This window comes from Crystallibacter degradans (assembly GCF_012952295.1).
Classification (GTDB): domain Bacteria; phylum Actinomycetota; class Actinomycetes; order Actinomycetales; family Micrococcaceae; genus Crystallibacter; species Crystallibacter degradans.
Genome location: NZ_JABBCH010000001.1, coordinates 57,967 through 70,495 on the forward strand (window position 1 = coordinate 57,967; position 12,529 = coordinate 70,495).

A 12,529-nucleotide genomic window follows, 5' to 3' on the forward strand; every position below is an offset into this window, starting at 1 on the left:
GAGCAGTTCAAGTAAAAGACAATTTGGAAGCCACCACGCGACTCCTGCCTACTATGCAAGTGGCAATTGCGGAGGGTGATATCGACAAAGCCACTGTGAGCCTCGAACAGATGAGTGCCCATACAGCAGAAGCACGCAGTGCCGGCACTGATCCGCTTTGGAGAGCAGCGGCTATGTTGCCGCTGTTTGGTCAGAATTTCGCCGCGATAACCGATGTTACGGTATCGGCCGACGCTGTGGTTGCTGCTGCTGCTCCCCTTATGGATTCCATCGGCCCCGGTGGACTCAACGCCTTCGTCCCTAAAGATGGAAAAATAGCGTTACAGCCGCTCCAAGAACTTGCACCAAAGTTGACACGTGCTTCAGCCACGGTGTCTGCTGCCCATGAAAGCCTCGAGCAGATCGATGAGAATCAGCTCCTGCCACAACTGTCGGAACCGCTTGTTCAGGCCACGTCAGCGCTGGAAGTCCTCCAAGGAGCTTTAAATGGCGCGGCGTCCGCAGCGGGAATTCTCCCTGCAATGCTTGGAGGAGAAGGCGATCGCAACTATCTGGTTCTGGTACAGAACAATGCTGAAGTCCGTGCAACCGGCGGGATTCCCGGCGCCTTGGTTGTTCTCCAGACAAGTGACGGTCAAATCGAGTTCACGGACCACGACAGCGCGACAGACCTCGGCCGATTCAAGCCACCGTTCGAAGTAGATGAAGAACAGGAACGCATCTACACCACGCGTCTTGGCGGGTATATGCAGAACGTCAACCTCACCCCAGACTTCCCTACTGCAGCCTCTACTGCTCAAGCTATGTGGGAGAAGGAGAACCCGCAGAGCAAGATCGACGGCGTGATTGCACTAGACGCCGTTGTCTTGTCCCATCTCTTAGTCGCCACCGGCCCAGTGGAACTGAGTTCTCTCGATTCTCTACCTGTAGATACCGGAAAGTTGCCAACAACACTCAGCAGTGAAAATGTGGTCCAGACCTTGCTCTCAGATGTCTATCGGGAAATCAAAGAGCCGCAGATGCAAGACGCTTATTTTGCCGCTGTAGCAAGTGATATTTTCTCAGCCCTAACCGATGGCAGCACAGACCCAGTAAAGATGTTCAACGCCGTGAAGAAGAGCTCGGAGGATCAGCGTTTATTCGCGTGGTCCGAGTACGAAAATGAGCAGGCAGTCATAGGTGCTTCGACTCTTGGTGGTTCCATCGTGACCGAGGAGCCGACAGTAGGGGTATATTTCAACGACGGCACCGGCGCCAAAATGGATTATTACGTGGAGCGTGAAGTGCAACTCATTGAGCGCTGCCAGCCGGACGGATACTACCGGTATGCAGTGCAGGCAAAGTTGACCAACAAGGCCCCCGAGGACGCGGCGGATTCTCTGCCTGATTATGTAACAGGGGGAGGGCACTTTGGCGTTAGTCCAGGTACAGTCAGGACAAATGTTTACGCTTATGGTCCCACGGAATGGCTGCTTGAGTCAGCAAGTGTCGACGGCGAAACAGCACCATTCGGTTCCTACCGTCATGGCGAGAGTCCTGTGGCCGGGCAGACCGTCTCACTCAGTCCTGGAGAATCGACTACTGTTGAATTCGAATTCTCGACCTTGTACGAAACGGGCGAGCCACAACTGCGCGTAACACCCACTATCCAGACTCGATCTGAAGTGCTGCTTCCAACCGTCTCGGGACCAAATTGTGCGTCCTAGCGTTAACATAGGGTTAAACGTTGATCGGCTTGCTGATGCCGAGTTGCTTCAATCGTTTCATCGCTGTAGCGTCATACACGAATAAAGTTAGTCTGTCATTAAGCCTGCACCTATACATTTGACCCACGGGGGATCACATATGAAAAAGACCTTGACCGCATTGGCCATCGCCGGATCGCTGACCTTCCTGGGCGCCGGCGCTGCACAGGCCCGCGACGCCGCCTACCCGCAGCCTCCCGTTTCTGCCACCGTCACTGAAGGCCGCGTTGGCATCGGGGCAACCATTCTCTTCCAAGGAACCGGTTTTGCTCCCGGCTCACGTATCGGCATCCTCGTTTCCAATGAGGCTCGGAATGGTGCCAGCGCAAGCTTCGGCCCGGGTGGCGCCTCAGCAGCAGTGAGTGGACCCATCATCTTCGCTGAGGTCCAGGAAGACTCCACCACAGCTGACGCAGAGGGCGCTTTCTCGGTGCCCGTTACCTTCAATGAGACCGGCACCTACACGTTGACCGCTAGCGGCGTTGATGTGAATGGCGATCCGGTTACCGTTGAGGCAACCGTAGTGGTTGAGGGCGACGTAGACGGTGCTGCTGGCGGTATCGGTGGCGGCGCTGACAATGCTGCAAACGATGACGCTGTTGCCAATGGCGACCGCTTGGCTGACACCGGTCTAGACTCCAGCGCGCTCCTCTGGGGCGGCGCCGGCCTACTCGCCCTCGGCGCAGGTGCAACCGCAGTAGTAGTTTCCCGCCGCAAGAATGCCTAGTCGAACCTGAGTTAGCAAGAATGCCCGCAACCCTAAGGTTGCGGGCATTCTTTATGTCCGCGCTTCTTAGTTGGCAGCTAGAAGAGCTTCCTCCAGTGCCACCCAGGCGAGCATTGCGCACTTGACGCGTGCCGGGTATTTCGACACGCCTGAGAAAGCAGCAGCATCACCAAGGATCTCTTCGTCCGCCTCAAGACTGCCGCGGGAACGCATGACCTCACGGAACTGATCTACGAGCTTCATGAGCTCATCTCTTTCCATGGAGCGGGCCATCTCGGAAAGGACTGACGCGGATGCCATGGAGATGGAACAACCTTGCCCTTCCCAGCTGATGCTCGACAGCGTCCGCTCATCACCGTCGCTATGTACGGAGGCGCGCAGGGTAATTTCATCGCCGCAGGTGGGGTTAAGCTGATGAGACTCCCCCACCGCATCCCCGTTCGGCGCCTCCGCGAGCCCGGCTCCATGCTTGAGCTTTGCGTGCTCAAGAATAATCTGCTGGTACAGCTGCTGCAGCTCGGAACTCACTTACTTCACTCCAAAGAACGGGCGAACTCCGGCGACAGCTTCCAGGAAAGCATCGACATCGTCCGTGGTGTTGTACAGGTAGGTGCTGGCCCGTGTGGTGGCTATCAGGCCAAGCCGGCGGTGCAGCGGCTGCGCACAGTGGTGGCCCACCCGCACGGCGATGCCCTTGTCGTCCAGAAACTGGCCGACGTCGTGGGCGTGGACACCGTCGACGTCGAAGGCTGCCAGGCCGATCCTCTCGGAGCCTGCGCCCGGGCCAAGGACTCTGATGCCGTCTATTTGCTCCAGCCCGGTAACGAGGCGCTGGCCGAGCTCGACTTCCCACGCGTGGATACGGTCCATACCGGTTTCCTGCAGGTAGTTCACAGCAGCCGCGAGTGCCACGGCCTGGGAGATACGCTGTGTTCCGGCTTCGAAACGTGTAGGTGAGGGGAGGTAGGCGGCGTGCTCCATGGTGACTGTAGTGATCATGGAGCCACCGGTCAGGAACGGCGGCATCGCATTGAGCAGCTCCGCCTTGCCGTAGAGCGCACCGATGCCGGTGGGGGCGAGCATTTTATGTCCCGAGAAAACTGCAAAGTCGACGTCGAGCGCCTTTACATCCACAGGCAGATGCGGCACGGACTGGCAAGCATCGAGCACCACGAAGGCACCTACTTCACGGGCCATCGCCACTAACGTTTCGACCGGGTTGATTGTGCCCAGAACGTTGGACGCGTGCGTGAACGCCAGGATCTTCGTCTGTGGGGTAATCACGGTATTGGCGCGCTCAAGCTGCAGGGCGCCGTCGTCGTCCACCGGCAAGTAGGTAAGGGTAGCACCGGTGCGGAACGCCAGCTCCTGCCACGGGATCAGGTTGGCATGGTGTTCCATCTCGGTTACGACAATCTCGTCTCCCTGCTTCAGTACGAAGGGCTCCGATTCCTCTCCCCCACGACCCGCGGTGGCGTTGGAAAAGGCATAGGTAATGAGGTTGATCGCCTCGGTCGCGTTGGAAGTCCAGACCAATTCGTTGGTGCGGGCACCAATGAAGCCGGCGACAGTTTCACGCGCAGCCTCATAGACGTCGGTGGCTTCGACCGCAAGGCTATGCGCACCGCGGTGGACGGCGGCGTTCCTCTGCTCGTAGTACTCCTGCTCGGCTTCAATGACGCTCACCGGATTCTGTGAAGTGGCTCCGGAATCGAGGTAGACCAGAGGTCGTCCGTTGACTTCCCGATTCAGGATGGGGAAGTCATTACGGATGCGCAGGACTTCCGTATTGTCGATGGCGCCGGCAGAGTGCTTCAGCGTTGTTGGAGTGGAAACCACAGGCACTGCGGGAGCTCCTTGTTTGACTTGGCAGGATCAGCTGTCTGCAATACGCAAGACAACCCTGACCTAATCTTCCCACGCTCGACCCGTGGCGGTCATGTGAGTGGCGCCTAATTTGTCTCCAAGCAAATCGCACCCGGGCGTGAAAAAGGGACCGACGATGGGATGGGGGTGGCCCAGTCTCAGAGGCCGCCCATCGTCGGCCCCCGCTTTCGGAGCCATTAAGGCTATGAGCGACAGACGCGCTCGGCAGGATGGCTTTCGCACTCCCGACAATTGATATTAGACGTTCAAGTCAGTTTCGTCTAGCTGATCTTCGCATGGAACTGCTGCTGCGCTACCAGCAGCCCCTCATCCACCAGCAATTCGACCGCGTCAGCGGCGTCGTCGAGCAGGAACGGCAGTTCCTTCTTCTCCGCTGTGCCAAAATCCCGGAGGACATAGTCTGCCGTATCCATCCTGCCCGGTGGGCGACCTACACCGACGCGGACCCGATAATAATCCTTGGTTCCGAGTGCTTTGGACATATCGCGCAGGCCGTTGTGGCCTCCTTCTCCTCCGCCGATCTTGAGCTTGAGGGTGTTGAAGGGAATATCAATCTCGTCATGCACAGCTACGATGTGGTAGGGCGCGATGTCGAAAAACTTCGATAACGCCGACACCGGACCACCGGACAAATTCATGAAGGTGAGCGGTTTGGCCAGAATGACCTTGGGGCCACCTAGGCGGAGCCTGCCTTCGAGGACCTGGGCATGGGCCTTGTGGGACTTGAACGATCCGCCAATTCTCGAGGCGAGCTCGTCCAGCACCATCTGACCGATATTGTGCCGGTTACGGCTGTAGCCGGGCCCGGGATTCCCGAGCCCGACTACAAGCCAGGTGTTGCTATTCACTGAAAGGAATTACTCAGCGGATTCTTCAGCCGGAGTAGCAGCAGTCTCGCCAGCACCCTCTTCGGCCTCGGCTGCGACAGCCGGAGCCGAGACCGCAGCAATGAGGGTATCGCCCTCGATCAACAGCGTGGTGCCCTGCGGCAACTCAATGTCGCGAGCGTAGATGTGCTCGCCGACCTGGCGTCCCTCAACGTTGATGGTCAGTGTCTCCGGCAGAGCCGTGGCATCTGCTTCAACAGCAACGGTGAACTCTTCCAGATCGAGGATGGCGCCGGGGGCGACTTCGCCTTCGATATGGATGTTGACGTCGACGTGAACCTTTTCGCCCTTGCGGACGGTGAGCAGGTCAACGTGCTCGATGATCTGCAGGAGCGGATCACGCTGGATGTCCTTGGCGAGCGCAAGGTGCTGTTCGCCATCCACGTCCAAGGTCAGCAGCGCGTTGGAGGTACGCAGCGCGAGGGTGGTGGCCTTGGCCGGCAGCAGGATGTGCATCGGCTCGGCACCGTGCCCGTAGATCACTGCGGGGATCTGCTCGTTGCGGCGGGCACGGCGCGCAGCGCCCTTGCCGAATTCGCTGCGGACTTCAGCAGCCAGTTTCTGGTCAGACATATCTGTCTCCTCTTAGGAAGTAATAGGATTCTCAACGGTGCAATGGCCGGAGCTACAGGAAAATGTCTAGAAAGATCTCATCTAGCCACCGTCGATAACGGACACTCCACAAGAACTGTGGAGCTCCCTCGCCTAGGCATCGTTGCACAGTCTATCAGCGGCCCCTTGAGTCACCGAATCCGCCAACGATAGCTCCAAGAATGAAATCTTTAACTTGTACCGGGCGAAGGGACGCCTCGTTACTTTCCGTTCATGTAACCTGCGTTAGACTTTAGGCTGACTTGGGGCCAGATGACCGCCATTGGGAAGGACTGCAAGAGTCTCGTGGAATTGAACCAAACCGAAGAGCAGCCACAAGGGCTTGAGCTCCGGGACTATCTTAGGGTCCTGCACACCTACTGGCGGGGCATCGTAGCCATCACCCTTTTAGTGACACTGCTGGCCTTCGGCTGGACGTTCCTGCAGAAGCCCGTCTACGAGGCGCAATCTATGGGTCTCGTGACGGCTGGTGCGGGCGAAGACATCAACCAAACTCTCGCGGGCGACAATTTGGCAAAATCGAAGGCGACCAGCTACGCCAGCGTTGCCACCACGCGGCCCGTTGCTCAGGCCGTCATCGACGAATTAGGCCTCGACACGACACCGGCGCAGCTCATCGAGCGAATCGAAGTCGAAACTCCTTTGGACACCGCGGAACTCCGCATCACGGCGTCTTCCGAAGACCCTGCCGACGCGCGCAATCTGGCCGACGCTTGGGTCACGGCATTGATGAACCAAGTCGAAGAAATCGAGACTTCCGGCACTGGCGCAGAGCAAGCTGCTGTGCAGATTGTAGCGCTGGCAGATGCGGCCCTCCCGACCTCGCCCGTCTCACCCAACGTCAAACTCACCTTAGCCATCGGGGCCGTCATTGGTCTGATGCTCGGCCTTGCCTACGCACTGATTCGCAACCACTTGGATCGACGAATCCGTTCGGCGGAAATGATCGAGAAGCAGTTCGGCGTCCCCGTCATCGGAACCATTCCTGTGGATAAGCGGATGCTGGACCGCCGTAAGGTTGTCGAGACCGGGACCGTTGAGTTCCAGAGTGACCGAGCAAGCCACGCCATGTCAGAGGCCCTGCGTGAACTTCGTACCAACCTGAGTTTCGTAGATGTCGACAACCCGCCTCGGATCATTGTTGTCACCAGCTCGGTTCCTGGCGAAGGCAAGTCCACAGTCACAGCCAACCTCGCAGTTACCATCGCAGCCGCCGGTAAGCGCGTAGTTGTAGTAGACGGCGACCTCCGGAGGCCTGTTGTAACCAGCATGTTCGACCTCGTTCCTGGCGCCGGAGTTACAGACGTTCTCAGCGGCCAAGCAGACCTCGAAGACGTGCTGCAGGTTTGGGGCCAGGTTCCAAACTTGGCCGTCCTCGGTGCTGGCCGTATTCCGCCGAACCCTAGCGAACTGCTTGGATCACATTCGATGGCGGACATGCTCAAGCAGCTCGCGGCCCACGCTACCGTCCTAATCGATGCTCCACCGCTCCTGCCCGTCACAGACGCCGCGATTCTGTCCAAGGTGGCAGACGGCGCCATGGTGGTCCTCAACGCCGGCAAAACGACAGTCGACGCATTCGACAAGGCGCTGGGTAACCTGGCACGGGTTGATGCGCATGTGCTTGGCGCTATTCTCAACCGAGTGCCCACACAGGGCGCAGATGCGGCACAGTACGGCTACTACGGCCAGTACTACCAGCAGGACGAAGAGCCCACGCAGAAGGGCGGCCGCCGCAAGCAGAAGCAGCCGCGCCGCGCTAGCGCTCCCGATACGGCCCCCGCACCAGTGGCAAACTTCGATTCAGGGTCAGAAGAGGAATTCACTGCCCTACTGAGCGGAGAACCGCTCCCGGCGCGTCGCACGCCGCAGTCGCGCCGCTAGTTCTCCTCGTCCGGCCCACCTGGACCAACAAACTTCGCCCCTGGTATCCGTCGGATACTAGGGGCGAAGTGTATCCGGCGTCGTCGTAGCGGTATTCGAGCCAAGTTCATCATCTCCAAGTAGTAGGAAGCCATTCTGCTGCTGCTTGGCTTGTTACACGGAATCCGCCAGGTATCGCCGGCGCCGGTCCTTCGGCTGAGCAGAGGCACGGCAGCATAAGCCAACATCTGCGAGAGACGGCCCGGTCATCGCCCGCGGACGAAATAACAAGGACTCCGGCTCCTCTGTTCTCAGAGGAGCCGGAGTCCTTATGCGCTAGTTATCGGCCGCGAAAGTGACGCCCGTGTACGAGGAAGGCGCCGCCGTCGTTCTTAGTAAGCCCCGTCCTTGGCGACTACAGCTTTGATGGTCCGCATAATGATGGTCAGGTCCCCGGCCAGGGACCAGTTCTCCACGTAGTAAAGGTCCAGGCGGACGCTCTCCTCCCATGAGAGGTCCGAGCGGCCGCTGACTTGCCACAGACCCGTAATGCCGGGACGTACAAGAAGTCGACGGTGGGTGTGCTGCTCATATACAGCTACTTCCCGCTCCAGTGGCGGACGCGGGCCAACCAGGCTCATGTCGCCGATCAGGACGTTCCAGAGCTGGGGCACTTCGTCGAGAGAGTACTTGCGGATGAAAGCACCGACGCGGGTGACCCGCGGATCACGCTTCATCTTGAACAGCGTGCCGTTGCCCTCGTTCTGCTCCGCCAGTTCCTTCAGCCGCGCCTCGGCGTCAACGACCATGGAACGAAACTTCATCATGTGGAACCGGCTGCCCTGGATGCCTACGCGCTCCTGACGGAAAAACACCGGACCCGGGTTGTCGAGCTTGATCGCGATGGCGATGGCGAGCATGACGGGTGAAAGAACGATAAGTCCGAAGGCCGAAGCAACGACATCGAGGGAGCGCTTCCAGGTGAACTTGGCGCCGTCGTACTGCGGCATCTCGACATTCATCAACGGCAAGCCCTCGACCGGCCGCCAGTGGATTCGCGGACCAGCAACGTCGACCAGCTTGCTGGCCACAACGAGCGAGGTGTTGGTCCCCTCGAGCTCCCAGCTCAGTTCCTTGAGGTAGCGCTGGCCGTTCTGTGCTGTACCGGCGACAATAACGGTGTCAAAGTTATGGTCCTTGACTGCCTGAACGACGGATTCCGGAGAGCTGATGACGGGAATCCTGTGGCCGGTGGCAAGCGTGACCTCGGATTCCTCACTTCCGCGAATGGCCGCACCGAGCAGCCGGTAGCCCGTCTGCGGGGACTTGAAGATCTTGTCGCCGACGAAAGTAACGTCCGAGACCGAACCGACGATGATGGCGCGGTCCGTGTAGTTCCCCTTGGCTCGCTGCCTGCCCAGCCACAGGCGCCAGACATGCCGGGACAGGAGGAGCAGACCGAGACCGACAGGCAAAGCGATGGCAAGGTAGCCTCGCGCGACGTCGTATTTCAACAGCATGGCGGCAATGGCGAAGGCGCCGAACGTTCCGATGGTTGCGTTAATTACCCGGCGGTACTCGTCATTTCCCACTCCGAGGACCGGTAGGGCGCGGCTTTGCGTGATCATGAGCGCGACGAGCCACATGAGCCCGAGGACAACGGAAACCATTGAGTACGTCTGGGCGGCCCCGGCGAGCTGAAGTTCCTGCTCAGTGACACCAAAGCGGAGAAGCTGTGCGAGGAAGAGGGAAGCCGCAACGACGAGCGTGTCAGTTAGAACCAGTCTGTTCTTGAGGGATCTACCCCAGCTTCGGTCCTGCCCAACAGAACCTGCAGACATTGGTGATGGGGCCGGCAGTGAACCGGCCGTTTTCTGTTCTGGTTCCACGGTGCGAATGTGTTCCCTGATGTCGTAACTCGGTTCCTCGACTGTTGTACGCATTAAATTGAAGCTCCCCCTACGATGCCTGCCTTTGCCCGACAGGCCATTCCCGTATGAAGTATACGGGCGATCAAAGGGTTTATCTAAGGTCGGGAGTAATTCTCGCTTCAAATTCGACTAATCGTTCCACCGCGGGCACAAGGTCGCGCACCATCTGCTGATACACCGAGTCATCACGGCGGTAGGGATCCACGATTTCGTCCTCGCTTTGGTCCGCCACGCGAGCCTGATAGCGCTTGAGCGCGGCCAGATGAGGCAGCCGCTTCCAGCGGTATTCGACTTCTTCGTCCGATGTGCCGCCGGGGATCTCCGTGGCCGGGTCTGATTCAAGGGCTTCGATCATGCGGGCAAGTTCACGCACCGTAAAGGTCCGCTTTAGCAGGCGTGGCATCAAGTTGAGGATCCGGTCCCGGTGCTCGATGCTCATAGCCAGCACCAGGTCGACGTCCGCCAGATGGGATTCGTGGAGCTGCCTGGCGGCGAAACCATCCGACGATCCACCGAGGACATGGAGCAGGCCAGCTGCGCGGGTGTCCATGGGCGAATTGACGAGGGCTTGGATCCCGGCGCTTCGGACGTCGAAGACGCCGGGGCGGATCTGGTCCAATTTTTGCTGCAGCAACCGCTCCGCCATTGGAGAGCGGCAAACGTTCCCGGTGCAGATGGTCAGAATGCGGATCATTCCAGAACTCTAGCGGCTGGCTCCGCTTGTGGTCATTCCGAGTCGCTGGTCGCCTTCATGTTCGCTTGGGCGAGAGCACGATCAACCCAGTCCAAGTCCCGTGACTTTTCGCGTAGCAGCAAGTAGCGGGCAGTCATCAGGAACGTGGCGCCGAGCGGCAGGGCGATCAGGACAAGCCCGGGAGCAACGTCGATCTCGACCAGCAGCACCCACGCGGCGAAGAAACTGAAGGCCCAGAACGTTGCCTTGGCTGCACTCCAGCACTCCGCCATTACCCGGCCTGGAAACAGGATGTCGCTCCGGTAGGTTAGGGACAGTGCGCAGAACCACGCGAAACCGAGAACAAAGGCAGCCCAGCCGGAGCCTCCGTCTGCTCCAACTCCGGACACTGGGACGAGGATCAGTCCCACGGCGATCGAGACAGTGATGGCGATGGCGTCGGACATGCGCAGAACTGCGCCGGCGGTGAGATGCCGGCGGACGGACTTGGTGATGGGAACAGTAACCATGTGCACACCGGACCTCTCTGGATGGTGACGAGACGTTCTATTTTTAGCAACGAGTGGTTGGCGAAACCTTGGAGTCCGCCGTTCCTTGGTCGTCCGGCCAATCGACCGGCGCATATTGTCGCGTTCTTGCTTAGCTCATAGTGTTGAAATCCGAGTCTTGATCATCAATCACGAGAACGGCCGGGCCGCATGCGTACCTTTGGAGTCGAAGAGGAACTGTTGTTGGTGGACGACGAGAGCGGACACGCTGTGCCGCGCGCCCTGGCACTGATGGACTGCTACCGCCAGCGGCTGCCTGAGACGGTGCGGGACATTTCTGCTGATTCGTCACTTCCAGAGTTCAACGGTTTGCGGCTGGCAACGGAGTTCCAGCAGGAGCAGATCGAAGTCATCAGCAGGCCGCACAGCTCCCTCGCGGAACTGGCCGCTGATATCAGGGCGGGGAGAGCCTGGGCCGATGAGTGTGCCAAGGAGGTTGGTGCCAGGACGACTGCCTTGGCAATGGCTCCGCTGCCTACTGTCCCCCACCCCGCACCCGATGAACGTGTATTCATCATGATCTCGCGTTATGGGCTGACGGCCCGGGAGCAGCTGACGTCCGGATGCCACGTCCACGTCAGTGTGGAATCCGATGAAGAAGGCGTGGCTGTCCTGGACCGCCTCCGGATCTGGTTGCCCGTCCTGGCGGCTCTGGCCAGCAATTCGCCGTTTTCGCACGGCATCGATACCGGCTATGCCAGCTTCCGCGGACAAGCCTGGTCGCGTTGGCCGTCTACCGGGCCGCTGGACATCTTCGGCTCGGCAGCTGCCTATTACCGCACAATCGAGCAGATGCTCGCGACCGGCGTCGTTCTTGATAATGCGATGCTCTACTTTGACGCCCGGCTGTCGAGCAACTATCCGACGGTGGAGATCCGGGTCAACGACGTATGTCTGGCGACGGACGACGCTGTGCTGATCGCTGCTCTCACACGGGCCCTCGTGGAAACGGCCGCCCGGGACTGGCGCTCTGGAAAGGCTCCGGAACCCGTACCCGTTGCCATCCTGCGGCTCGCGGCCTGGCAGTCGAGCAGGTGGGGAATCGAAGGCGATCTACTGCACCCAGTAACTGGCAGGCCTTGCAAAGCCTTAAATGTCCTCGACTTGCTGCTGGAGCACGTCAGGGAGGCGCTTGTCGATAACGGGGATGAGGCACAGGTACAGCGGCTGTTTGGGCAGCTTCTCGGCAGGGGAACCGGAGCGCGGCAGCAGCGCGATGCGCTAGAGCGGACGGGCTCGCTGGAGGGCGTTGTTGCGGGAGCAATCCGCCTGACACATCCGCAAAAGCGTTGACGTCATGCGTGCCGAAGTTGGGCCGACGGCAATATTGTGACCGTACTGCTTCGAGGCAGGAGGCTATTCGCCGTCGCTGTCCCGGGCGGCGAGTTCAAGTTCCACGAGCGACTGCCGCAGTAGGGTTTCCGGGTTCGCTTCACCCGCCCCCGCATTGCACTCCCGGAAGACTTCCTCCTGCAGCTGCTGCGCCAGCAGATCCAGCTCCTCGCGGGAGAGAGTCTCCAAGTGCGCGGGGAAGGCTTCCTTAGGCGAAAGGTAGGGCTTGCCTGACATTCCTGCTCCTTATGCTCGATGCGTCCCCGGAGTGCCCCCTGCGAGGGTGAATCTACCCTACGTCAC

At 59.6% G+C, this 12,529-nt stretch carries 12 protein-coding genes; 4 read left to right on the plus strand and 8 right to left on the minus strand.

All coding sequences use genetic code 11. The annotated features are described in order from the left end of the window. Positions 1–59 precede the first annotated feature (59 nt). Both HGO92_RS00220 and HGO92_RS00225 read left to right on the plus strand, forming a co-directional pair. On the plus strand, positions 60–1,706 hold the full coding sequence (locus tag HGO92_RS00220) for a DUF4012 domain-containing protein (RefSeq protein ID WP_346768790.1): 1,647 nt from the start codon (positions 60–62) through the stop codon (positions 1,704–1,706). A 139-nt stretch (positions 1,707–1,845) separates the two neighbouring features. Next, entirely contained in the window at positions 1,846–2,472 is a 627-nt protein-coding gene (locus HGO92_RS00225) for an LPXTG cell wall anchor domain-containing protein (RefSeq protein WP_169990883.1), read from the plus strand. Positions 2,473–2,538: 66 nt separating this feature from the next. On the opposite strand, the gene sufU is transcribed toward HGO92_RS00225, so the two are convergent. From sufU to HGO92_RS00245, 4 genes are all read right to left on the minus strand, one after another. Beyond that, positions 2,539–3,000 carry a Fe-S cluster assembly sulfur transfer protein SufU gene (gene sufU, locus HGO92_RS00230; protein ID WP_169990885.1) on the minus strand — a complete coding sequence of 154 codons (462 nt, stop codon included), beginning with the start codon at positions 2,998–3,000 and terminating at the stop codon, positions 2,539–2,541. Continuing rightward, positions 3,001–4,317: a SufS family cysteine desulfurase gene (locus HGO92_RS00235; protein ID WP_169990886.1), complete on the minus strand. Its 1,317-nt coding sequence runs from the start codon at positions 4,315–4,317 to the stop codon at positions 3,001–3,003. Positions 4,318–4,619: 302 nt separating this feature from the next. Continuing rightward, positions 4,620–5,207, minus strand: coding sequence for an aminoacyl-tRNA hydrolase (gene pth, locus HGO92_RS00240; protein ID WP_169990888.1), 588 nt, complete (start codon positions 5,205–5,207; stop codon positions 4,620–4,622). Between the two features lie 9 nt (positions 5,208–5,216). After that, positions 5,217–5,819: a 50S ribosomal protein L25/general stress protein Ctc gene (locus HGO92_RS00245; protein WP_169990890.1), complete on the minus strand. Its 603-nt coding sequence runs from the start codon at positions 5,817–5,819 to the stop codon at positions 5,217–5,219. Between the two features lie 324 nt (positions 5,820–6,143). Here HGO92_RS00245 and HGO92_RS00250 point away from each other — a divergent pair, with 324 nt between their 5' ends. After that, complete coding sequence (locus HGO92_RS00250; RefSeq protein WP_346768791.1) at positions 6,144–7,742, plus strand: tyrosine-protein kinase domain-containing protein; 1,599 nt, start codon at positions 6,144–6,146, stop codon at positions 7,740–7,742. Positions 7,743–8,113: 371 nt separating this feature from the next. Here HGO92_RS00250 and HGO92_RS00255 read toward each other — a convergent pair whose 3' ends face one another. The 3 genes from HGO92_RS00255 to HGO92_RS00265 all read right to left on the minus strand — a co-directional run bounded on the left by HGO92_RS00255 (position 8,114) and on the right by HGO92_RS00265 (position 10,855). Then, positions 8,114–9,664, minus strand: a complete 1,551-nt coding sequence (locus tag HGO92_RS00255; RefSeq protein ID WP_169990894.1) for a sugar transferase — start codon at positions 9,662–9,664, stop codon at positions 8,114–8,116. A 79-nt stretch (positions 9,665–9,743) separates the two neighbouring features. Beyond that, positions 9,744–10,346, minus strand: a complete 603-nt coding sequence (locus HGO92_RS00260; protein WP_169990896.1) for an arsenate reductase/protein-tyrosine-phosphatase family protein — start codon at positions 10,344–10,346, stop codon at positions 9,744–9,746. Positions 10,347–10,378: 32 nt separating this feature from the next. Further along, positions 10,379–10,855, minus strand: a complete 477-nt coding sequence (locus HGO92_RS00265) for a hypothetical protein (RefSeq protein WP_169990898.1) — start codon at positions 10,853–10,855, stop codon at positions 10,379–10,381. A 189-nt stretch (positions 10,856–11,044) separates the two neighbouring features. Between HGO92_RS00265 and HGO92_RS00270 the strand changes: the two genes are divergently transcribed. Further along, a complete protein-coding gene (locus HGO92_RS00270) occupies positions 11,045–12,187 on the plus strand; it encodes a carboxylate-amine ligase (protein WP_169990899.1) in 1,143 nt (380 codons plus the stop codon). 63 nt (positions 12,188–12,250) lie between these two features. Here the strand turns inward: HGO92_RS00270 and HGO92_RS00275 are convergent, their stop codons facing one another. After that, positions 12,251–12,463: a hypothetical protein gene (locus tag HGO92_RS00275; protein WP_169990901.1), complete on the minus strand. Its 213-nt coding sequence runs from the start codon at positions 12,461–12,463 to the stop codon at positions 12,251–12,253. Positions 12,464–12,529: the final 66 nt, after the last annotated feature.